The organism is Acinetobacter sp. BY419 (assembly GCF_019038395.1).
Taxonomy (GTDB): Bacteria; Pseudomonadota; Gammaproteobacteria; order Pseudomonadales; family Moraxellaceae; genus Acinetobacter.
Genome location: NZ_JAGFXZ010000018.1, coordinates 37,597 through 61,343 on the forward strand (window position 1 = coordinate 37,597; position 23,747 = coordinate 61,343).

Consider the following 23,747-nt stretch of genomic DNA (forward strand, 5'->3'; position numbering starts at 1 on the left):
AATGAAAAATCTATTGGCATTTTTATTGGGTGGCTTGTTCTCAGTAGGCTTGATGATTTCTGGTATGGCTAATCCTGAAAAGGTTCTGGATTTTCTGGATATTTTTGGCGACTGGGATCCGAGTCTGGCTTTTGTGATGTTGGGTGCGATTGCAGTCGCCTTTATTCCTTTTCAGAAAGCCAGGCGCAATCCGGCCGCGAAAACTGTATTTCATGAACCGATCCAGTTGCCGACCAATCAGAAAATTGATCCTAAACTGGTAACGGGCAGCCTTTTATTTGGTATCGGCTGGGGAATTGCCGGTATCTGTCCGGCACCCAGTCTGACCTTGATCGGCTTGGGTCACTATCAGGCCATTTATTTTATTCTTGCCATGCTGGCAGGGGTTTATCTACATCGTCAATGGGCAGGAGCATCATCATGAGTAATAGCGCTGTGGTTCAGGATTTTTTTCATGAAGATACCAATACCTTTAGCTATGTTGTGAGTGATCCGGCCACTGGAAAATGTGCGGTGATTGATAGTGTACTGGATTATGATGCCGCCTCGGCCAGCACTTCGACCACGCATGCAGATCGAATCATCGCCTATATAAGACAACATGAACTTGAAGTCGAGTGGATTCTGGAAACCCATGTGCATGCAGATCATTTGACTGCAGCACAATATCTGCATTCACAGTTGGGTGGCAAAATTGCCATGAGTCATCATATCTCTGTGGTTCAGGAGACCTTTGGCGCGATTTATCATCTGGACATCAAGCAGTTCAATCTTGCTCAGCCTTTTGATTATCTGTTTGCTGACCATGAAGCATTCAGCATTGGTTCACTGCAGGCCTATAACATTCCGACACCGGGGCATACACCAGCCTGTCTTAGCTATGTGATCGGGGATGCAGTATTTGTTGGGGATACCCTGTTTATGCCGGATTATGGCACTGCACGCTGTGATTTCCCTAAAGGCAGTGCCGCAACTTTATTTGATTCGGTTCAAAAGCTGTATCAGTTACCGGACGCCACCCGGGTATTTTTATGTCATGACTATTTACCAGAAAGCCGTGACCACTTTGTCTGTGAAACTGATATCCAGACCCAAAAACTGCATAATATTCATATTCACCATGGCACGGCCAAAGCTGATTTTGTTGAAATGCGCCAGCAGCGGGATGCCAAACTGGGTATGCCTAAACTGATTTTACCGGCAATTCAAATCAATATGCGTGCGGGTCAATTTCCTGAAGCGGAAGAGAACGGTATTTCGTATCTAAAACTGCCGCTGAATTATTTTCATGCCTAAGATTACCTGAGACTAAAAAAACTATTCGTGAAAAAAGGATGTATGCGATTGCCTACATCCTTAACATTTTGATGGTTTAATTCTCATTATCTGGTCTTTTAGACTGCCTTAATCACTTAAGGCCAATAAACTCTCTAATACAAACGTCAGGATGTAGCTGGACAACTTGGCACTATGGCAAGTTTCCGCTTCATCCTGTGAATGAGCCTGATCTCGGATCGCATTCTCTGGATTTATTGTTCCAGGTTGCTTCTTAGCATCCAGGCAGTTTTTTCGTGTACTTCCAGTCGCTGGGTCAGCATGTCAGCTGTCGGCTGATCATTCGCTTCTTCAACTACCGAGAAAATGCTTCTGGCGGTACGTGCCACAGTTTCATGCGCATCTACCAGTAAACGAAGCATTTCTCCGGCTGTAGGCACACCTTCAACTTCTTTAATGGAGGTGAGTTTTACAAACTGTTTATAAGTGCCCGGTGCTGCAAAACCCAAAGTCCGGATACGCTCAGCAATAATGTCCAGTGCATTCCACTGCTCGGTGTATTGGGTCATAAACATGGTGTGCAGGCTGTTGAACTGAGGACCGGTGACATTCCAGTGGAAATTATGGGTCATCAAATACAGGGTATAACTGTCTGCTAAAAGTCTGGATAAACCGTCGACAATTTTGGCACGATCATCATGTGAAATCCCGATATCAATTTTCATTGCTTTAGATTCTTTAGATTCTTTTTTAGAAGAGGCCATGCTCTTACTCCTTAAAACTTAACGCGATACTATGTATTAAAAAAAAATATGTCGCATGTAGGTGAAGTGTTGAGCCAAGAGATAAAAACCATCTCTATGGCTTTAAAGTTGATCTGAACAGGATAAGAGATTTAAATGGTTATAAGTTATAGATATTAGATGAATATGCAGGCAGGAAGTTTAGTCATTATGTATAAGCGAGGCGCAGGATTGTAATGATTTAAATCTGCCCATCTTTAATCTTCTGCATCACTAAGAATTCAATTTTTTATTAAGGCAGATTACAAGTTTAAAAAAGTCTTAATCAGTTCGGAACTAAAACATCACATTGAGCCATAAGCATATTTATGAGCAAGATCACATCTCCCTACATTGAATCTTTATTTCAAAATATCACTCAGTAGTTTTAACGTTTTATTTAACCGCGTGGAAAGATAATCAAATTATAAATAAACCCGCAATTTATAAAAAATAACACAATGCTGCCTTAATTAAACAAGGTACTACAAACAATAATAAATCTATTTCCTAAATGCAGTTATGTTAGGACACAGGTGAAACCAATAACAATATCCCCAAAAGAGCAAAAAACGCTCCAAGTCAGCACATTTAGATGAAATGTTAGGCTGATACAGGATCGGCTGTAACAGATTGACTTGCGGGATGAGGTTGATTGGTCAAGCCATGCGACACATAAGTTCAAGCAACTTTGAGATAGACCAAAATATCTGCACTAAACTCAAGCTCAGCAAGGAAAACATCATGAAAATTAAGGCCAATAGCCCCGCAACAGGTAAAGACGGTTTAGATAAACAAAATACCAATAAGAAAAGTGAGCAGCTCGATGCATATCGCAGTGATGCTACCGAGCAGGCGCTCACTACCAATCAAGGGGTTAAAATTTCCGATAACCAGAACAGTCTCAAGGCAGGCGTTCGCGGTGCGACCCTGATGGAAGATTTTATTCTTCGGGAAAAAATTACCCATTTTGACCATGAGCGAATTCCAGAACGTATTGTGCATGCTCGCGGTGTCGGTGCACATGGCTATTTTGAGGCTTATCCGGGGAATGAAAAACTGACCAAGGCAAGCTTTCTGACCAAGACCACTATGCAAACGCCCGTTTTTGTACGTTTTTCTACCGTACAGGGACCACGTGGTTCAGCCGATACGGTACGTGATATTCGTGGTTTTGCTACCAAGTTTTATACTGAAGAAGGCAACTTTGACCTAGTGGCGAATGATGCGCCTGTATTCTTTATTCAGGACGGAATCAAGTTCCCTGATTTTGTGCATGCAGTCAAGCCAGAACCACAGACCGAGATTCCAACAGGGGCGACTGCACATGATACTTTCTGGGACTTTGTCTCCTTAGTACCTGAGTCTGCACATGCAGTGATGTGGGCAATGTCGGATCGGGGGATTCCACGTAATTTCAGAACTATTCAAGGCTTCGGGGTTCATACCTTCCGCCTGATCAATGCCGAGAATAAAGCGGTTTTTGTGAAATTTCACTGGACACCAAAACAGGGTCTAGCCCAACTGGTCTGGGATGAAGCACAAAAACTGGCGGGTAAAGATCCTGATTTCCACCGTCGTGATTTATATGAAGCAATTGCTTCTGGTAACTATCCAGAATGGGAGCTCGGTGTACAGGTCGTTCCAGAAGAAGATGAAATGAAATATGACTTCGATTTGCTGGATCCAACCAAAATTATTCCGGAAGAACTGGTACCCGTGACCCCGATTGGCAGAATGGTACTGAACCGTAATGTTGATTATTTCTTTGGTGAAACCGAGCAGGTGGCTTTCTGTCCAGGACATATTGTTCCGGGGCTGGATTTTACCAATGACCCGTTATTACAGGCACGACTGTTCTCCTATACCGATACCCAGCTCAGCCGTTTAGGTGGTCCAAACTTCCATCAGATTCCAATCAACAAGCCGGTTTGTCCATTCCACAATAACCAGCGTGATGGTTTACATCAGCGTATTGTGCATACCGGGCAAGCCAGTTATGAGCCAAACTCGATAGATAACAACTGGCCGGCTGAAACTCCGCCAGCCGCACAAGGCGGTGGTTTTGAAAGCTATCAGGAACGTATTGATGGTCACAAGATCCGTCAGCGCAGTGAATCTTTCGGTGATCATTTTACTCAGGCCCGTCTCTTCTATCGCAGTCAGGCACCGCATGAGCAGAAACATATTGTCGATGCCTATGTCTTCGAACTGAGCAAGGTAGAACGTAAATATATTCGTGAGCGTGAAGTCCTTGAAGTGCTCTGTAATATCGATTTGGACTTGGCCCAGCAGGTTGCTGATCAACTGGGCATTGAAATTCCGGCAGAGAAAAAAGCGGTAAAATTGCCAGATGTGCAGATTTCACCACGCCTGTCTTTTGAGGCATTTAAACCTGAAGATATTAAGGCACGGAAAATTGCATTACTGGTGCATGACAAGGCCAATGAGGCCAGTATCAAAGCCGTTCAAGCTTGGGCAGAATCAGAAGGTGCCGTAGTAGATGTACTGACCCCAACACCGGGTCCGGTACTTGGTCAGCAAGGCGACGTGATTCCTTCTGATGGTATGCAAAAAGCAGAGCCATCCATTGCTTATGATGCCGTAGTGATTGCTGACGGTGATAATTACGATGTGGTCATCAAAGACGGTGTGGCGACTCACTATCTGCTGGAAGCCTACAAGCATTTAAAACCAATTGTGTTCTTGGGCGATAAAAGCAAGCTGATTGAAGATCTACGCTTGATCAGTGATAAGGGGACTTTAGCCAGTGCGGAGTTTAACGCAGTGCAAGAAAGCTTCAAGATGCTGATCATCAACCATCGTGTCTGGGCACGTGAAGCGATTGCTGAATCAATTCCTGCTTAAAACTATACGCTTCTATTATAGGATAGAGGCTCTGGCTTCTATCCTCCTGGTTTCAAAATGGATAAAGATGTGGTGAGACCGGAGGTCAAAAAAGTTGTTGGCACAAGCACAGCAAGCCAAATGGAGTAGAGAGCAGGACATCTATCTCATCGAGCATAACCATTTGCCTGTAGCTGCGCTGATGCAGCAATTGTGTTTTAGTGAAGAAGAAATTAACGCATGCCGTAAGATATTAGGATTAACCACACGTTTAAAACAAATGAGAAAGCTTTCCCCTTAACTGACTTTAAAAACATAACAACATTGCCGCATATTATGAGGAAGAGCATGCATGAACCTCGGTTCAATATTACAAAGATTTGAAAACTCTAAGCTGGAGCCCGAAGAAAAAATTCATAAGACATTAATGGAACTGGTGTCGATTTCCGGGCAGATTCCTTATCCTGCATCTGGTGCCACCTTAAGACGCTGGCAGATCCTCAGCCAGGTTTCAGCTAGCAATTTGAGCCTGGGTAAACTGTTTGAATCACATCTGGATGCATTGGCTATTTTGCATGAACTGAACGTTCCAGTCGTGAAAAAAGGTTTATGGGCAGTCTGGGCGGCAGAAGGCGGGCCAAGACCTTTAAAATTGGAAGCTGGAAAACTCACAGGAATTAAGCCCTGGTGTTCTGCCTCGGTCTGGGTGCAACACGGCCTGCTGACCTATCGTGATGAGCAGCAACAATCCCAGTTGCTGATTCTGGATTTGCCACAAGCAGGAATTCAGCACCATCAGGATGCATGGCAGGCAGTTGGCATGCAGCACACCTTGACTGCCAGGCTTGAACTGGATCAGGTCAAGGTGGAAAAAGTCGCAGCTCCGAATGCCTATCTGGATCGCCCTGGATTTTGGCATGGCGCCGCAGGTGTGGCAGCGTGCTGGTATGGGGCTACCGTCCGATTGGCCGAATATTTAAAACAGGCAGTATTGTTAAAACCGCATCCATTTAAGGCGATGTATCTTGGCGATATCAGTCGAGAGCTTTTAGCGACCCAGGCCTTGTTCTATCAGGTTGCAGATTTAATTGATCAGCAACCTAAATTTCCTCATCAATTGCAGATTCAGGCCTTGCGTGCCCAAGTTGAAGCCACCGCGTTAAATGTATTGACTCAGGTGGGTAAGGCGCTCGGTGCAGCGCCGTATTGTGAGCAGCCACATTTTGCCCGACTTGCAGCTGATCTACCGGTGTTTATTCGTCAGAGTCATGCTGCATGGGATCTGGAGCGCATTGGCGAATTGAGCGCACAGGAGGAAGAACTATGGACATTATAAGACATGAGATTGTCGGAGACCGTGTCATCCATGGCGAAGGTACACGACTCGAAGAATGGCGTTCCTGCCAGATGCTGCAACAGATGCCGGAATTCGATATTCCCAACGTGATTCCACCGGATGCCAGAGTCTGCATTATTGCCCCTCATCCTGATGATGAAATTTTGGGGTGTGCCGGTCTGATTCAGCGTCTGGACAAACTTGGATATCAGATCGTACTTTTTGCCGTCACCAATGGTACGGCCAGTCATCCAGGCTCCAGTCTGTATACTCCGGAAGACTTAAACCAGATTCGTCCTGCTGAAACGCGACTAGCTTTGGAAGCGTTACCTTTAAAACAGAATATTCTGCGGATCGCTTTAGATATTCAGGACGGCAAGGTGGCAGAACAGCGGGATTTGTTGCAACAGCAGCTGTACTCCTATCTGCAGCCCAATGATGTGTTAATTACCACATTTGTTCATGATGGACATCCAGATCATGAAATTACCGGGCAGGTCACCCAGCGTCTGGCAACTGAACTTCATTTGACTTGTATTCAGGTCTTGATTTGGGCGTGGCACTGGGCAACACCAGGTGATACCCGAATTCCCTGGACCGTCGCCCATCAACTCAAATTAACTGATGAAGAATTACAATATAAGGCTCAAGCTGCACACTGTTTTAAGAGCCAGATCGAGCTTGATCCTACGATAGAACAAGCACCTATTCTGCCAGAGCAGGCATTACAACGCATTTTACAGCCCTGGGAGGTATATCTGTATGAACAGTAAAGCTGCCTATGATCAGGAATATTTCGATGCCTTGTATGCGCTGAATCAGGGAGATCCCTGGCAATATGAACAGCGCTGGTATGAACAGCGCAAACGGCAGATTTGTCTGGCGTTGTTACCGCGTTTGCGCTTTGAATCTGCTATTGAAATTGGTTGCAGTAATGGAATCTTCAGTCAGGAGCTGGCGCAGCGGACAGATACTTTAATGTGTCTGGATGCCAACGACACTGCTATTCAGTTAGCTCGGCAGCGTTTAGAAACTTATCCGCATGTACAGGTTCTGCAGCGTGTTGTGCCAGATGACTTGCCGGAAAAGAAATTTCAGCTCATTGTGGTCAGTGAGATTTTGTATTACCTGAACCCCACAGCACTGCAGCAGGTACTGGCATGGTTGCATACTGCGCTGGAACCGGGTGGATGTATTTTAAGTTGTCATTGGCGCGCGCCGATCCCGGGATTTAGCTTAAATGGTGAAGATATCCATCAATACCTTAAAGCGCATTTAAACTATGCACATTGTTTAAGTTTGCAGGACTCCGATTTTTTCGTGGATCTGTGGCTGAATTCAGCGCAATCCGTGGCAGAGCAGGAGGGCTTGAAATGAAAAAAATCGGTGTGGTGATTCCGGCCTGTAATGAAGAAGCCTATATTGAACGTTGCCTGCTGGCCCTCAAATCAGCACAACTTTATCTTTTTCAATATTTAAAAAGAATCGAAAATCTTCCTGAGATCCATATTCTCGTGGTCTTGGACCATTGTACCGATACCACCGCCATTAAAGTTCAGCAAATGGGCATTCCAGCCATCAGTTGCGACTTTCGTAATGTCGGCAAGGCGCGTCATTTGGGTATACAGCAGATGATCAGGCAGGATTGTGACTGGATTTGCTGTACTGATGCCGATTCTTTTGTACAGTGTGACTGGTTTCAGGTGATGTTACAGCATCAACCCACCGATGCAATTTGTGGCGTGGTCGAGCTGGATCAATGGGATCATTTAAGTCCTAAAACCCGTCAGGCTTACCTGGGACACTATCAGGACAGGATGGGACACCGTCATATTCATGGTGCAAACCTGTGTTTTAAAGCCTCGGCTTATGTGCAGGTCAATGGTTTTCAGCAATTGGACTGTCATGAAGATGTCGATCTCATCCGCCGCTTAGAAAAATCCGGCGCACAAATTGTCTGGTCAAATCAGCTCAGAGTTACTACCAGCAGTCGGCTTAGCTCAAAAATTGCCACAGGTTTTGCACATTTTTTGCAAAACCTTGAGCTTGAGCAAGCCGCTAAAAAAACCGATCAGCATTTGCAAATAAAAGCATAAAAATATAAATTTTATACAATCAGACACTTGTAAAAAATCTTAAAATTTGTGTCTAAAAAGTATTCCATTTAAATTTATTCTGTTTATAATTCACACAAATTCAGCCCCGCCTACTTATATATTTTAGCTATAAGTCTGTGGGGTTTTTCTATGGATGATCGGTAATGGATGCCTGAGCCTTCTTTTTTGGTAATATCATGTTTAATCAAACGCTGCTTTCTCGATTTCAGTCTCCATCACCATATCTATGGCAAAAAATAGCGACTGCATTGTGCTTCTTTAGCCTGGGCTTTAGTACTGCGGCTTGGGCACCTTTAATTCCATATGCACAGCAGCGCCTGTTATTAAATCATGCTGATTTTGGCCTGTTATTGCTCTGTGCCGGGATCGGTTCGATGCTGGCTATGCCACTGGCAGGCCGACTGGCCAATGCCTTAGGTTGTCGTGCAGTTTTGGCCGTAATTCTCAGTGCATTTTTGTTCATTCTGCCTGCTCTGGCTTATAGCCCAAACCACTTAATCATGGCAATCAGCCTGTTTTTCTTTGGCGCCAGTGCGGGTGCGTTGGGCGTAACTGTCAATATTCAGGCTGCACAGATTGAGAAAAAACTCGGTAAAAGTTTAATGTCGGGTTTTCATGGGGTATGTAGCTTAGGTGGTCTAGCAGGTGTGCTGGGGATGACCATGTTAATGGGATTCGGTTTAGCGCCTTTAACCGGTGCGCTCATTGTCTCTGGGATTATATTACTTATTGCGTTATTGGCTGTTCCCTTTAGCTTGGGTGCTGAGCCAAAAACAGCGACAGAGGAAACGTCATCATCAGAACAGCCAGTGAAAAAAGCAGCACCAACCTGGATAATTTTAGGCATTGGTCTGATCTGTTTTGTTGCTTTTCTCTCAGAAGGTGCTGCTATGGACTGGAGTGGTATTTATCTTACTACCGAGTTTAGTCTGTCGGCGGCGAAAACCGGTTTGGCATATAGTTTCTTTGCTGCCTTGATGGTACTCGGACGCTTTAGCGGACACTTGATTATTCAACAGTTGGGTGAAAAAAATACGATTCTGTTAAGTGCACTCTTGGCTGCAACCGGTTTATTGACAGTGGTGTTTGCGCCAGTCTGGCAAGTAGTGTTGGTAGGTTATGCTATTTTAGGTTTAGGTAGCGCCAATATTGTACCGCTGATGTTTTCTCGTGCAGGACGTCAAAAAACTTTGGCTTCCCATGTGGCCTTGTCTTATGTGTCGGTATTTGCCTATACAGGTTCATTGATTGGACCGGCATTGGTGGGCTTCGGCAGTGAAATTATCGGATTGAGTCTGGTATTTAGCGTCATTGCGATTGCTCTATTGAGTATTGTGATTTTGAATCACCTCACTGCAGATCCAAGAGAAGTGCAACAAAGCGAAGATCTTGTGGCGCCTATGCATAACGAAACACCAGCTTAATGCTGGTGTTTTTTCAGGTTAAAAATTTAGGCCTGTACACTGAACTGGGTTGAAGCTCCGGTGGCCACAGGGCGATAGATCCGCAGGCTCTGTGAATTTTTCAGGTCAGTAATAAACTGATCACGCCAGCGGATAATATCAAAGTTTTTTAAGCCCTGACTTAAATAACGATACCGCTCTAAACGTTCTGATTTAGACATGCGCAGCGCTTTTTTCAAGGCTTTGGCCATACTGTCATGCTCATAAGGGTCGACCAGTAAGGCTTCTCGCATTTGTTCAGCAGCACCCGCATATTTAGACAGAATCAGGACGCCTGGATCTAGGGGATCCTGTGCGGCAATATATTCCTTGGCCACCAGATTCATGCCATCCCGGATCGAATTTACCCAGCAGATATCCGCCTTACGATACAGTTGCATCAAGGCTTCATGCCCTAAGGTGTCATAGCTGCAATTGAAAGGTACCCAGTCCGCGGTGCCATGCTGGGTATTGATTTCTTCCACGGCAGATTTAAATTGCTCATATAGGTTCTGATAGGTTTTTACATCCAGTCGGCATGGACAGGCAATTTGCAATTGCTGGAATTGATTTTTAAATTCCGGCTGATCTTCCAGCAAGCTTTGCAAAGATCCGATTTTTTCAAGTAAACCTTTACTGTAATCAATCCGGTCAACCGAAATAACAGTTTTATAAGGCTGTACTGTATCCAGATCAAAGGGGAGCTTTTCCAATTGAGAATCTGAAGCCTGATTTTGTAGTTGCACAGGATGCACGCCAATTGGATAGCATTTCACATGAATTTTTCTAGTTTGATAATTCAGGATTTCGCTATGACGATGCTGCACTTTCAATGTCTGTTCAAGGAACTGCAGACAGTTTTCCTGGTCGCGAGAAGTCTGTAAACCCAGCACATCATAATTAGCCAAATGATGGGCAAGATCGCGATAGGCAGGCAAGGTCTGCCAGAGTCTCAGTTCAGGAAAGGGAATATGCAGGAAAAAGCCAAGACGGTTACGCATGCCCAATTTTCGGCAATAGTGCGCCACACTTAAAAAATGGTAATCATGTATCCAGATGATATCTTGCGGAGACGCCACCTGTTTCAGGTGCTTGGCAAAACGCAAATTGACATCCTGATAGGTTTTAAAATCTTGCGGCTGATAATCCACAAGTTGATGTTGGTCGTGCATCAGCGGCCACAACGCATTATTGGCAAAACCACAATAAAAACCTTGATATTGGGATTCAGTTAATGGACTCGTGTGATATTCAACATTCTGATGCTTCAGGATTTGAAACTTCTGCTCTTTGGCCTGATCGATTCTGGATCCATTCCAGCCCACCCAGATACCGCCTATATCCTGCAAAGCATCCTGCAATGCCACCGCTAATCCACCGGCCTGAGTATTGTCTGACTTAGGTAGATTTACACGATTTGATAACACTATGAGTTTCGACATGTAATTTCTCCAATAATAATAATTGTTGTTGTGCTTTCAATATTTTTAAAAATTCTGCTAGAAAAGCCTGCACTTGGGTCACGTTTTCGAGGCGATATTGTGCCATGGTGCTGCCTGTGCCGACTTTGATAGAGCAGCCCTTGAATGTATTGATCACCTGAAAACCGGCTTCGTCAGTCAGGTCATCTCCAATAAAAATGGGGTAATGCTCACTTAAGTGATATTGCTGAATGATCTGTTGGATGGCTGAACCTTTATTTGCCCCTTTGGGCACCAGTTCAAATACAAACTTTCCAGCCTTAAGCTCAAAATCTTGAAAATGAGCGAGACAATCCAAGGCAAATGTATGCACTTGCTGTTCTAAATCGGGATATTCACGAAAATGCAGGGCTACTGAATAGTCTTTAATTTCTATTCGAATTTGAGGAATCTGAACAGTATGTTCTGTAATATAATTTTTTAATAATTCAAACTGTTCACAATTTAAATCAGTTAAATGACTTATATGCGATTGATAGTTTAATTCCAGACCATGAGAGCCGGCTATATTCCAGTCAAATGGATGAATAAGTTGTTGGGCTTGTACTATAGAGCGACCCGTGACTAATACTAGCTGAATATATTGGTGTAATTCTTTTAAGGTGTTTAAGGTCTCGGTCTTAATTATACTTTTTGCCGGATCTGGATGAAATTCAGAAATGGTGCCATCAATATCAAGGAATAAAACCAGTTTATGAGAATAAATATTAGATTTGAGCTGATTTAAAATCACTTGCGCCAATATATAAGAAGATGTAGCAAGTGAATCTTCTAAATCTTGATCTGCTGGTTGATTCGACATAAATCTTAGTTAAGCCTATGAAATTAAATTGATTTAAAATTAAAAACTATCTGAACAGTCTTTGATTTAGTTAAATTTATAACATATTTCATTTAACAGACCGGTTTTAAGTGCAGAAAAGAAACACTTTTAACAAGTACAGTTACTTTGTAAGATTTAGAAATATTTTAATAAAAAACAATTATTGTTAATAAATTTTAAAAATAAATTTATGGAGGTTTTTTAGTTTTATGATTTGAATGAAGTGGGTTTTTAAAAACCTTGAATAATAAAATTTATTATTTAATTGTTATTTTTGAATGGATATTTTTTTGATTAATTTATATAGGTTATTATTTATTTTTTAGATATATATTATTTTGTTTAAGTGTATTCAGGGGTTTGATTTTTAGTTTTTTAAAATAAAATTCTTGCATAAATATTTGGCTTAAACTCATGAAATTTAATGATTTTTAAAACTGGATAAGCCGTTTAATGAAGAAATAATACTAGAATGAATGATAGGGGATTTCGAATAATAAAATTATTTTGTGATTATTTTTTTAGGGTTTTATACAATTTAAAGAGCTTCTTCATTTAGTAGAATAGGTTGATTTTTTTAATGTCAATCTCTGAATTTTATCATGAGGTATAGAATTTTGATGAAAAGCAAACTTATATGCTGTGATTAAAGGTTAAAAATAATCTGAATATTATTGTTTTTGGGTCAAGGTGTGGGTCCTAGATGAAGTTGAACTAAAGAGAGAAGTTCGATGGACTGTGCTGTTGCAATGAAAAAGCTGATACAAAAGAGCAAAAAACAGATCATCAGTGATTTCAGATTGCTTCAAAAATTAAGTGAGGTTTCGAGTAAATAAATTTCTGCTCAAAGGAAGGGGCTGCTTTAGCATTCACAGAATACTGATCAGCAAAAGAGAGAATAATGATTGGAAGAAATAATGAAAAAAGTAATCAGCGTGAAATCAGTTGAGGGTTGTATCATTCAAATTAAACAGCCAAAACCAGATACAACCCGTTTATCAACCTGAAAGGAAATACTTAGATTTCTCTCCAGACTTCATTTTCGTCTTTTAAAGGAATTGTAAAGTTAAAGTCATCATCATTACTGACCAAAAGACTGGTGGGAGTCTGCATTACGACTTTCAAAACAGTGCCTGCTTCAAAAATAATAGGATCGCAGTTTTCCTTTCTCAGCGTCACGGGTTTAAGTAATTCAATTACTGAACTTTCCATAGTTTTTCCCAAAATAAGATTACTTTTCGATAATTAAATCATAACATGATTTTTGAAAATTTAACTGTTTCTTCAAAAACTGAGAACTTGATCAATGATTTGTTTAGCTAAGAAGAAGTGCGCTATTCGGGGAAGGATACCGAGAGGATATATTGCACAACTGATTTTTATCTTATTGTTGTAGTGCTCAGAAGCATGATGTTCTTTGATATAAAACAGAAAAATAGCTGAGATAAAAGTCTATCAAGATAGAATAATTTTAAAAATATCATGGTCTTCGCCTTTTTATGTTGCTCTAGCTAAAGATAAAAATCGAGAATGAAAGAAGAATCATGATGCAGAGCCCAATTATAAAAATAATTTTTATAAGGACTCCGCCTCGTAATGTCATGTTTACCCTAAATTGCAAATTATTGCTTTATAACAGTAAAAGTCTAAAATAAGAATAAACTAGGCGTCATTGGGATAACCAGGATATTGAAGGAGAACTAGGTCAGCATGTTCAAGTCATTTTTCCCTAAACCCCTCTGGTTTTTTAGCAGCCTGATTTTGTGGTTTGTCATTAATCTTGTGCTTTGGCATAGTGGCGGATCAGGATGGGGAGTCTATCTGGGTTTCCCTGAAGGCTATTCTGAGGAAAGTCTTGCGATCGGCATCAGTCGTTTCTGGTCGGCTCAATTTATCTGGTTCTATCTCTGGTTTTTCGTTGCGACCGCTATATTTGCCCTGTTTTGGCAATGGAAATTCAAACACCCATGGCAGCGCTGGTCGGTCTGGGGCTCGGCATTTATTTTGTTTAATATCTGGTTCGGGGTGCAGGGCAATGTCGTATTAAACGAATGGTATAGCCCGTTTTATGATCAGATTCAGCAGATGCTTACCAATGGCGGTGGTGATGTTTCATTGCTGTATCAGGGGGCATTGACCTTTATTTATATTGCGATGGTCTATGTGACTCTGGCGGTATTTAACCTGTTTTTTGTCAGCCATTATGTTTTCCGCTGGCGTACTGCGATGAATGACTATTACACGGCACATTGGGAAAAATTACGCCATATCGAAGGTGCATCACAACGTATCCAGGAAGATACCATGCGCTTTGCCAAAACCACGGAACAGTTGAGCGTGTCGCTGATTGAAGCGCTGATGTTACTGATGGCATTCCTCCCGATCTTGTATCAGCTGTCTAGTCATGTGAAGGTCTTGCCGATTGTGGGGGAAATACCGCATGCTTTAATGTGGGCCTCGATCGGTTGGGCGCTATTGGGCACGGTCATTTTATTGGTGGTAGGAATGAAGCTGCCCGGACTGGAGTTTAATAATCAGAAAGTTGAGGCAGCGTATCGTAAAGAGCTGGTATATGGCGAAGATTATGCTGATCGGGCGCATCCGCTGACATTACAAGAGCTGTTTAGCCGGGTACGCTGGAATTATTTCCGGCTGTATTTTCACTATGCTTATTTCAACATGGTTCGGATCTGGTATTTGCAATTAGATAATATCTACGGATTATTTATTCTGTTTCCAAGTATTGCAGCAGGGGCAATTACCCTGGGTTTGATGATGCAAATCCTGAATGTGTTTGGTAAAGTACGAGAATCTTTCCAGTATCTGATTCTGTCATGGCCCACGATTATTGAGCTCATATCGATTTATAAACGTTTGAAAGCATTTGAATCACATATCGATTAATTTTTTCTTATATTATTGCCATGCTTTATTAGCCAAACAGACATAAGTTTGGCTTTTTTTATGGTGAGTTGGTCCATAAAATCCAATGGAAAATACCGATCTTGCCCTTGCTCAGATGAATTGTGTAAATAGTTTCATAACCTCCCAATATTGGGGTATTCAGATATTTTTTTCTTGGCTAGAATCCTAATTGCCAGCCAAGATGGCGTTTAATTTCCAGTGGTTTAACGTATAAAAATAACCAATGTACGTTGAGGAAATTATTCTTAAGCTGATCTTGTTCAGGCAATGCTGCAGAGGATAAAAGGTAATTTTTATTACATATAATAATAAGGCTCTGTAGTGTTCCCTGAATAAGCCGCCGAAGAAGGTTTCACCGCCTTCTTCGGTTTTTTATGTGTTTTTTCTCTCTTTTTCCTCAGTCCTTAATCATATTTTTTATACTTTGATCTCGTTTAAGAATGATACTTGTGTCTATTTTTATCAGGTGAAGCTTGGCATAATCAGCAAAGTTGAAGGGTATATGTGCCTTTTTACCGTTTAAATATTATAGTTATCAATATCTTGTATTTGTTGTTTTGTGCTATTTACGCTATGTTATACAGGGATTTGGGGTTGAGATGTTTGCTGTGAAGCTAAAAGTAATAATTCTAATAATAGGGGCGGCAGGTTTAGCTGGTTGTAATAGTATGAATCGGTTGAAATCAGAGGTTTTACATCCTTTTGCCAGTCCGGAAGAACTAATCGCCAAGCGGGCTTTGAACCAACGTGATGGCAGTGCAAAAGATTATATTTATCTTTGGGGACAAGCACAGAAAAATAACACCACTCAGGCCATGTATCCGCGTTCGGTACTGACGCAGTATTGTCATGAACAGGGCGGTAAATTTTCCCTACTGTATAGAAGTAATTTTAATGCAGTGGCAGATGTTGCCCAGCGCAAACGCCTGAGTGCCAATCGAGGCGTTGTACAGGGGAGTGGTGCCTATCAGTGCCGTATGGATGACCTGGCTGAAAGCTGGATCGTCTCGATTGAGCCGGTTTCTGAACGGCAGGTTGATAAAACTAGCCAGAACCGTAGCGTTCGACTGCTGACCAGGCTCATGAGTACGACTGAAGCGACAAACTTTTATCTGGCTACAAATAAGGCCACTGTTGCTACACAAAAAAAGACCGCTGTATCTATCAAAACTCCTGTAGCGAAGACAACGAATGAGATTAAAGAGTCAGCGCGTAAAGAGCAGGAAAGGAAAGACTTGGAAAGAAAGGAATTAGAAAAAAAAGAGCTGGAGAAAAAAGAAACAGAGAAAAAACAGCTAGCAGCGGCATCAGTTCGAGCTGTGGTGGCAGAAACACCGCAACAGCAGCAGATGAAGCTGTATGTTGCAGCACGCCGTGACATTAACAGCGGCAAGAATCTGAACAATGCCTGTAACAATGCCCAGCGTGCCTATAACTATGGCAAATTGCAGGGCACAGAGGGAACGCGTGTCTATACTGAATCAGGGATGCTGGTCGCACGCTGTCTGAACAGTATTCCGGCCTATGCCAACCGCTTCCCGAATGCTAAAGCTCAAGCCCAGCGTACCTTGCAGAATCTGGCCACCCACTATAATCATAGTGGTGCGAAGAATATGTTAAGACAGATAAAGTAACCTTAAGAAGTTCTCATGAAAGTTTTAGATCCTTAACGAGAGTATTCATCTATGTTTTTAGAGATGCGCATAAAAATAATTTAATTTTGAAGGTTCCTACATTTTGGTGAAGAGGGTTAAAGTAGGTTTAAAATTGATAGGATGCTTTATTTTTATGAGTTTAGAGAAAATAAATAATAACTATTATCTGGATATCAATAAATTTAAATAGGCAAGAAGTATAACGAAGCCTGTATATGACGTGATAGTCATTATCTGGAATTTACTTATCATCATAATTGATTAAATTTAAGATTATTCAACCAAATATAATGAAATTTATTGGTACATCCTTTGCTTGAACCTATTCAGTTTTGAATATATGAAAATAGAGCTAGCGGAAAAACTACTTGATTTCAAACCTATACAATAATGAGATTTATAATTTGAGAAAACTTATTTTAAGTCATTTGATTCTTGTGGGTGCATTTCTAACTCCCCTGATTAGTTATGCAGTAAGTACAACTTCATTAAAGTCAGCCATTGACCTTAATTCTATTGATAGAACGGTAGACCCAAAGCAGGATTTTTATCAGTTCGTGAATGGAAACTGGCTTAAAACTGCAAAGATTCCTGAAGATCAGGCACTGTCAGGTGCATTGGCTGAAGTGAGTACAAAATCACATCAGCAATTATTTGCCATTTTTAATGAACTGGGCAAAAAGCAATATCCGCAAGATAGCAACGAGCAGAAAGCCGCAGATCTTTATACCAGCTATATGGATACCAAACGGCTAGAACAACTTGGGCTGGCAGGACTGCAACAAGACTTGCAGCGAATTGAAAATATCAAGACTAAAAAAGATCTGGCAGAGTTTTTTGCCTATGCCGAAAAAATCGATCTAGACTTGCCATTCTCTACCGATTTTCATCAAGACCGGAAAGCCTCTTCAAAGGTCATGATGTTCGTAGGACAAGGTGAACTTGGCATGCCTGACCGTGATTTTTATATCAGTGAGCAACCACGGCATCAGCAGCTCCGGAATAATTATCTGCTTTATGTGGCAAATACCTTAAATTATGCCAGTCAGCCCAAGCCAATTGAAGATGCACGTACCATTCTGGCTTTGGAAAGGGCGTTGGCAAAAATCAGATGGTCAGCCACGGAGCTACGCCATGATGAGGTGAAAACCTATGTCTTTGCACCTAAAAATGTTATTACCTTCATGCCTTCTTTTGACTGGATGAGTTATTTTTCAGAGCTGGGCTTAAAGGGCATGGGGAAGGAAGTTGCTATCTCGCAGGTCGATTATTTGCGTCAACTGGATGAGTTATGGAAAGTCATTCCGATTGAAACCTGGCAAGCGTATTTAAAATTTAACTTAATTAATAGTTATTCACCCTATTTAACAGAAGTTTTTCAAAATCATCATTTTGAATTTTATGACAAAACCTTTTCGGGTGTGCAAATTCGTCCCCCGCGTAATGAATCTGCCTTAGAACTCACCAACAGTATTTTAGGTAACGTTCTCGGCAAGATCTATGTAGAAAAGCATTTCAGTGAAGCTCAGCGTCCAGTCATGTTGGAAATGGTTGAGAATATCCGCAAAGCCTTTCATCTAAAACTTGATGAGGCCAGCTGGATGGGAGCGGATACTAAAAAAGAAGTACGGCATAAACTGGATAGTATTAATGTCAAAGTTGGCTATCCAAAAACATGGCGCGATTATTCAGCTCTGGAAATTCGTAAAGATGACCTGATTGGCAACATTCAGCGCACCCGACTGTTAAATTTTCAACGTGAACTGGACAAGGTAGGACAAGCTATTGATCCGGAAACCTGGCACATGTTGCCGCAATCGGTAAATGCCTACTATGACGCCCAGCTCAATGAAATCGTGTTACCTGCAGCAATCTGGCAACCTCCATTTTATTATGATGCAGGTCATGATCCTGCGGTCAATTATGGTGCCATCGGGGCGGTGATCGCGCATGAAATTAGTCATGGTTTTGACGACAAAGGTAGTCAGTTTGATGCAAAAGGTAAGGGGGAGGATAAGTGGAATGAGCACGACCGTAAAAAATTTAATGAACGAACCAAGGCTTTGGTAGAGCAATATAAGCAATATGAAGCATTGCCAGGACATAAAGTGAATTCTGAATTGAATAGAAGTGAAAATATTGCAGATAACTTGGGGCTGGGGATTGCACATATGGCTTACAGATTGTCGCTTAAAGGTCAGCCTGCCCCGGTCATTGACGGTTTTAGCGGAGATCAACGCTTTTATATGGGCTGGGCACAGACATGGCGGAGCAAAACTAATCCTGAATACCTGTTAAATAGCCTGAATCTTGCAAGCCATGCCCCTGCATCTGTGAGGAGTAATGGTAGCGTCCGTAATCAACAGAGCTTCTATGATGCTTTCGAAATTAAAGAAGGGGACAAAATGTATTTGCCACCAGAAAAACGGGTATCTATCTGGTAGCGGTTAAAAAGCGGGGCCGTGAGTCTTAAAAAACAGCCCTGTTTTTCTGTAAAAGAGTATTATGTAGAGCCAAGCGTTTTTTCAGAGATTGGCATATATGCTGCTTATCGTATAAGGACTTAAGGGTCTGATCATAAAATCAACATACATATTTAAATTAAACTGCGCAGTGAAGCGCAAGGATAGTCAGCTTTGAAAATTTTTCTAAAAACAACACTGGTCAGTGCTTTATTATTGGTTTCAACTGCAAATTATGCTTCAGATCAAACTGGTGTGGCGCAACAATTAAGCTCAGGTGTAAACCAGCAATACTTTGATAAAAAAATCGCTCCACAACAGGACTTCTATCAACATGTGAACGGGCACTGGTTAGAACACGAAGATATTCCATCTGACATGCCAAACTGGGGTGCATTTACCCAGTTGCGTGAAAATTCGACTCAGCAGTTGCATGCCATTGTCGAAGACCTGGCCAAAACAAAATCCGCTTATGGAACCAATGAACAAAAAGTCGGTAGCCTATATGCCAGCTTTATGGACACTAAGACCTTAGATACTAAAGGCTTAATGCCACTTAAAGCAGATTTAGCCAAAATTGCAGCTATGAAAACCTCAAAAGACTTTACGTTGTTGGTCGCGGAATTTGCGAAAAATCAAGTCACCACACCTTTTGATTTTGGTGTGATGCAAGACTTGAAAAAGTCCGATCAAATGACGGTAATGGTGGGACAAAGCGGTTTAGGCTTACCTGATCGTGACTACTATTTAAAAGACGATGAAAAATTAAAAATAGCGCGTGAAGCGTATGTGAAATATATCGAAAAACTGCTTATGCTTTCTGGTGAAACAGAAGCTGAAGCAAGCACACATGCGCAGACAATTTTGCAGTTAGAAACCGACATTGCCAAAGTGCAATGGGACAGCGTGCAAAATCGCGATATAGAAAAAATGTACAACGTCTATGCACTCAAAGATGTCAAAACTTTAGTGCCGGCATTTGATTGGAAGACCTATTTTAAAGCCACAGGCTTAGATAAAAAAACCAAAACCGTGATTATGGCGCAAAAAAGCTATTTTGAAGATCTGAATCAAATTTTAGAAAAAACACCGATTAGTTCATGGCAAACCTATTTTAAATTTCACCTGATTAATGGCAATGCAGCATATTTAAGCCAACCTTATGCCGATGCAAACTTTGACATGTATAGCAAAACCTTACGTGGAGTGACTGAGCAACGTGCGCGTTGGAAACGCGGTGTCGATTTGACCAATGCGATTCTGGGTGAAAGTCTGGCACAAGTGTATGTGGCAAAACATTTCCAGCCTGAACAAAAACAGCGTATGGAAAAATTGGTCGACAATTTATTGCTGGCATTTGAGCAAAATCTCAATAAATTAGACTGGATGAGCGATGCCACCAAAGTTCAGGCACATCGTAAACTGAAAAGTTTCAGTGTGAAAATTGGCTATCCAAACAAATGGCGTGATTACAGCAAGTTAGACATTAAAGATGGCGACCTAATTGGTAATATCCAGCGTACCAACAGTTTTATTTATGACATCGAAATGAACAAGCTGGGCAAGCCAGTTGACCGCGAAGAATGGCATATGCTGCCACAAACCGTAAACGCCTATTACAATCCGTTGTCGAATGAAATTGTTTTCCCTGCTGCCATTTTGCAGCCACCATTCTTTGACATGAAAGCCGATGATGCAGTCAATTATGGTGCGATTGGTGCCGTGATTGGGCATGAAATCAGCCATGGCTTTGATGATAAAGGAAGCCGTTTTGATGCCGAAGGCAACATGAAAAACTGGTGGACGGAAGAGGATAATGAAAAGTTCAAAGCCAAAACCAAAGCCTTGGTGGAACAATACAGCGCCTATGATGCCTTGCCGGGCTATAAGGTGAACGGTGAATTAACCCTCGGTGAAAATATTGCCGACAATTCCGGTTTAGCGGTGGCATACGAAGCATATAAATTGTCTTTAAATGGGCAACCTGCCCCTGAGATCGACGGTTTTAGTGGTGATCAGCGTTTCTATTTGGGGTGGGCACAAGCATGGCGTGCGAAAATGCGTCCTGAAATGGCATTACAGCTGGTTAAAACTGATCCGCACTCACCATCAGCTATTCGGGGTCGTGCAACCTTACTGAACCAAGACCCATTCTATGATGCCTTTGGGGTGAAGCAGGGCGATGGCATGTATTTACCGGAAGAAAAACGCATCAAAATTTGGTAATCATGTTATTGAATCAATAGATTCTGAAAAAAATCCTGACTGATGTCGGGATTTTTTTGTTCATGATTTCAGGTTACACAGTCATAACAGGCTTGCCTGCCTTTTACATGATACAAAGAAGCTGCTTTGTTTAAGCAGCTTGAGCTGATGAAAAGGGAAATGGTTATGGGTTTGAAAGGTTCATTTTGTCTTCGTGCAATATTCTTGGCAACGACTTTGCTGGGTGCGGCACAGGTTGCAATGGCTGGCCCAACGGTGGATCAGCTCAGTGACTGTTTGATGAAATCCACCACAGCCACAGATAAAACCACGGTCTTGCAATGGACCTTTGTGGCCTTGGGAAGTCATCCGGATTTAAAGGCCTTTAGCAATGTAACTTCGACTCAACGTGAAACCCTCGATAAAAATCTGGCGACGGTGTTGCAGCGCATTTTAGTGGAACAATGTTCAGCACAGACTAAAGCAGTGATTCAGGCTGAAGGCTTACAAGCAGTTGGCGATAGTTTTCAGGCTTTGGGTAAAACTACTGGTGAGGAAATTTTAAAAAATCCTGAAATCAATAATCAGCTTAAAGGTGTGCTGCGTTATGTAGATTTGAATAAGTTAGTGACGACTTTTTTGACGCCGGATATTTGGAATAAGTTGGGATTATAAGGGAATACGTTATTTGAAGATGGCGGCAATGATTTTAATGAGCCAGTAAATAGGATAGAAAATAAATTCAAGTCCATCTGCCCAGCCTAATCCGTGTTGTTTTCTTCTTGGTTCAGGTTGCATTTCAGAGAGCCACTTACGGCTTTTAGGAATAATGAGCAAAATGATGATGGCTACTGTGAATATGCCAATTGCTATTTGAATGATGGTGAGCAAGATTTCGGGTGTCATTTTTGTTTTTCTATGATGTTTTTCATTTTATAGCATGTTTTAAATCCTCTCTCTATGGGAGAGGGTTTCTAAAACTTACGCATAAAAAAGATTTTGAAAGCTGAAAATGTCCTAAATCTTCAAGTTTGGTAATAGAGAATACTTTTTTGATGGTCATGTTTTTGTGTGTGAAGCGTTTGATTGATTGTATGTTTAAAATTTAAATAATAATCCTCTCCCTCTTGCGAGCTATAACGCTCATCCTTTAAAAAGGAGATGGAACTATACGTATCAAATTGATCACATGACAGAATCTCTCTTTTTAATGAGAGATAGAGAGGGATTGCAAATTCGTAATGAAAGTACCATTTCATATGAGAATTAAAGCTAAGCATAAAAAATGAAATCAAAAAAAGAAAAGTACTAAATTAATATATTCAAATATTTATCAATAGTATTAAAAACCTAAAACCTACTTGTATATTAAACAAGCATTGTTTAGATTGTTGTTTAAAATTAGTTGAATATTCAAGTAGAAGATATGAAAAAAATATGGATTGGGGTATTGGTGATTGGTCTATCAGGTTGTACTGCCGGGATGGTCAACCAGACTAAGAAAATGATTGGGCATAAGACGTACCAAGACTCAACAGAGTTTACAGCTGCTAATTTTCGTGTAGAGCAGGGTGAAAACTTCAGTGTGAGGCTATATCCAAATGGATGTATAACCTCTAAGCAACCTAAGTTTCTGATGTCTCCAGAAGTAGAAAGTATCAATGCATTGGGTGGTCAAATTCAGTATAAGTCTAAATTGTTAAACATGCCTTACCCACCTCAAAATATTCAATTTGCCGAGTTTAAAATACCTGCTGAACGCTTTATTGCTTTGAGTGCTTATAAGAGTTGGCACACAGGGACAGAAATGCGTGGCTGTAGTGTTGATGCTATTTATAAATTTTCGCCAAATAAACATTATGAATTGTTGAATCAGGATGAATTGCGTCAATGTGTATTGGAAGTTCAGGAAATTTTGCCTACTGGGGAAAGACTTAAGCTTGAACCATTAAAATCTTTGCGCAATGTAAATGAATGGGCGGGTTGCGAGGCTCAGTTAGAGGGACTTTAAGGTTTCGTATTTATAATTTTTTTAGCTTTATTCAAAATGTCTTTATCAAACCTCTCCCTAACCCTCTCCTAAAAGGAGAGGGAACACTGCGTATCGATTTAATCACATGACAAAATCTCCCTTTTTTAAAGGGAGATTTAGAGGGATTCAGAAGTCACGTATAAACAAAGACTTTGAAAATTGGATACTTTTTTAATGATCATTTTAATTTTGATTTTGATTTTTCTGTTTCATTAACAACATCTTTTAGAGCTTCTGTTTGATGTGTGCTGAATTAACAGGATACTTCCACTTGGTAGATTCTATGCAGCCAACTTGTAAAAGTCTGCTGCCATTTGATTTGGTGTTTTAAAATCTAATCCTTTTTGAATTCTCTGCTGATTATA

Annotated in this window: 20 protein-coding genes; 15 read left to right on the forward strand and 5 right to left on the reverse strand. The window is 41.3% G+C overall.

Translation table 11 applies throughout. The annotated features are described in order from the left end of the window. Nucleotide 1: 1 nt before the first annotated feature. Together KUG37_RS08675 and KUG37_RS08680 are read left to right on the forward strand one after the other, a co-directional pair. Entirely contained in the window at nt 2–424 is a 423-nt protein-coding gene (locus KUG37_RS08675) for a YeeE/YedE family protein (protein WP_216935586.1), read from the forward strand. Beyond that, nucleotides 421–1,296, forward strand: coding sequence for an MBL fold metallo-hydrolase (locus KUG37_RS08680; RefSeq protein WP_216935588.1), 876 nt, complete (start codon nt 421–423; stop codon nt 1,294–1,296). Before KUG37_RS08675 ends, KUG37_RS08680 begins: the two co-directional genes overlap by 4 nt. Nucleotides 1,297–1,529: 233 nt before the next feature. Here KUG37_RS08680 and KUG37_RS08685 read toward each other — a convergent pair whose 3' ends face one another. Then, nucleotides 1,530–2,039 carry a Dps family protein gene (locus tag KUG37_RS08685; protein WP_216935589.1) on the reverse strand — a complete coding sequence of 170 codons (510 nt, stop codon included), beginning with the start codon at nt 2,037–2,039 and terminating at the stop codon, nt 1,530–1,532. 684 nt (nt 2,040–2,723) lie between these two features. On the opposite strand from KUG37_RS08685, the gene katE reads away from it, so the two are divergent. From katE to KUG37_RS08720, 7 genes are all read left to right on the forward strand, one after another. Beyond that, nucleotides 2,724–4,925: a catalase HPII gene (gene katE / locus KUG37_RS08690; RefSeq protein ID WP_216935590.1), complete on the forward strand. Its 2,202-nt coding sequence runs from the start codon at nt 2,724–2,726 to the stop codon at nt 4,923–4,925. Between the two features lie 94 nt (nt 4,926–5,019). Next, entirely contained in the window at nt 5,020–5,205 is a 186-nt protein-coding gene (locus tag KUG37_RS08695; RefSeq protein WP_216935591.1) for a hypothetical protein, read from the forward strand. 51 nt (nt 5,206–5,256) lie between these two features. Further along, a complete protein-coding gene (locus tag KUG37_RS08700; RefSeq protein ID WP_216935592.1) occupies nt 5,257–6,240 on the forward strand; it encodes an acyl-CoA dehydrogenase family protein in 984 nt (327 codons plus the stop codon). Next, entirely contained in the window at nt 6,228–7,013 is a 786-nt protein-coding gene (locus tag KUG37_RS08705; RefSeq protein WP_216935593.1) for a PIG-L deacetylase family protein, read from the forward strand. Before KUG37_RS08700 ends, KUG37_RS08705 begins: the two co-directional genes overlap by 13 nt. Beyond that, nucleotides 7,003–7,617, forward strand: a complete 615-nt coding sequence (locus tag KUG37_RS08710) for a class I SAM-dependent methyltransferase (protein WP_216935594.1) — start codon at nt 7,003–7,005, stop codon at nt 7,615–7,617. Before KUG37_RS08705 ends, KUG37_RS08710 begins: the two co-directional genes overlap by 11 nt. Next, complete coding sequence (locus KUG37_RS08715) at nt 7,614–8,336, forward strand: glycosyltransferase family 2 protein (RefSeq protein ID WP_216935596.1); 723 nt, start codon at nt 7,614–7,616, stop codon at nt 8,334–8,336. Before KUG37_RS08710 ends, KUG37_RS08715 begins: the two co-directional genes overlap by 4 nt. 197 nt (nt 8,337–8,533) lie before the next feature. After that, nucleotides 8,534–9,781, forward strand: a complete 1,248-nt coding sequence (locus KUG37_RS08720) for an MFS transporter (RefSeq protein ID WP_216935598.1) — start codon at nt 8,534–8,536, stop codon at nt 9,779–9,781. Nucleotides 9,782–9,807: 26 nt separating this feature from the next. On the opposite strand, the gene KUG37_RS08725 is transcribed toward KUG37_RS08720, so the two are convergent. The 3 genes from KUG37_RS08725 to KUG37_RS08735 form a co-directional block, all read right to left on the reverse strand. Continuing rightward, a complete protein-coding gene (locus tag KUG37_RS08725) occupies nt 9,808–11,241 on the reverse strand; it encodes a trehalose-6-phosphate synthase (RefSeq protein ID WP_216935601.1) in 1,434 nt (477 codons plus the stop codon). Beyond that, nucleotides 11,198–12,082 carry a trehalose-phosphatase gene (otsB, locus tag KUG37_RS08730; RefSeq protein ID WP_216935603.1) on the reverse strand — a complete coding sequence of 295 codons (885 nt, stop codon included), beginning with the start codon at nt 12,080–12,082 and terminating at the stop codon, nt 11,198–11,200. The genes KUG37_RS08725 and otsB overlap by 44 nt, the downstream gene beginning before the upstream one ends. 1,038 nt (nt 12,083–13,120) lie before the next feature. After that, on the reverse strand, nt 13,121–13,315 hold the full coding sequence (locus tag KUG37_RS08735) for a hypothetical protein (RefSeq protein ID WP_064095723.1): 195 nt from the start codon (nt 13,313–13,315) through the stop codon (nt 13,121–13,123). Between the two features lie 498 nt (nt 13,316–13,813). On the opposite strand from KUG37_RS08735, the gene sbmA reads away from it, so the two are divergent. From sbmA to KUG37_RS08760, 5 genes are all read left to right on the forward strand, one after another. Further along, a complete protein-coding gene (sbmA, locus tag KUG37_RS08740) occupies nt 13,814–15,007 on the forward strand; it encodes a peptide antibiotic transporter SbmA (protein ID WP_216935605.1) in 1,194 nt (397 codons plus the stop codon). 689 nt (nt 15,008–15,696) lie between these two features. After that, nucleotides 15,697–16,662, forward strand: a complete 966-nt coding sequence (locus tag KUG37_RS08745; protein ID WP_216935607.1) for a hypothetical protein — start codon at nt 15,697–15,699, stop codon at nt 16,660–16,662. A gap of 458 nt (nt 16,663–17,120) precedes the next feature. Next, nucleotides 17,121–19,127 carry a M13 family metallopeptidase gene (locus KUG37_RS08750; RefSeq protein WP_367947474.1) on the forward strand — a complete coding sequence of 669 codons (2,007 nt, stop codon included), beginning with the start codon at nt 17,121–17,123 and terminating at the stop codon, nt 19,125–19,127. Between the two features lie 192 nt (nt 19,128–19,319). Further along, complete coding sequence (locus KUG37_RS08755; protein WP_216935610.1) at nt 19,320–21,371, forward strand: M13 family metallopeptidase; 2,052 nt, start codon at nt 19,320–19,322, stop codon at nt 21,369–21,371. 147 nt (nt 21,372–21,518) lie between these two features. Beyond that, the gene (locus KUG37_RS08760; RefSeq protein ID WP_216935611.1) at nt 21,519–22,025 is read left to right on the forward strand and encodes a hypothetical protein; all 507 of its coding nucleotides are present in this window, start codon (nt 21,519–21,521) and stop codon (nt 22,023–22,025) included. Nucleotides 22,026–22,034: 9 nt separating this feature from the next. On the opposite strand, the gene KUG37_RS08765 is transcribed toward KUG37_RS08760, so the two are convergent. Continuing rightward, on the reverse strand, nt 22,035–22,256 hold the full coding sequence (locus KUG37_RS08765; RefSeq protein ID WP_216935612.1) for a hypothetical protein: 222 nt from the start codon (nt 22,254–22,256) through the stop codon (nt 22,035–22,037). Nucleotides 22,257–22,755: 499 nt separating this feature from the next. Between KUG37_RS08765 and KUG37_RS08770 the strand changes: the two genes are divergently transcribed. Beyond that, the gene (locus tag KUG37_RS08770; RefSeq protein ID WP_367947473.1) at nt 22,756–23,361 is read left to right on the forward strand and encodes a hypothetical protein; all 606 of its coding nucleotides are present in this window, start codon (nt 22,756–22,758) and stop codon (nt 23,359–23,361) included. Nucleotides 23,362–23,747 lie beyond the last annotated feature (386 nt).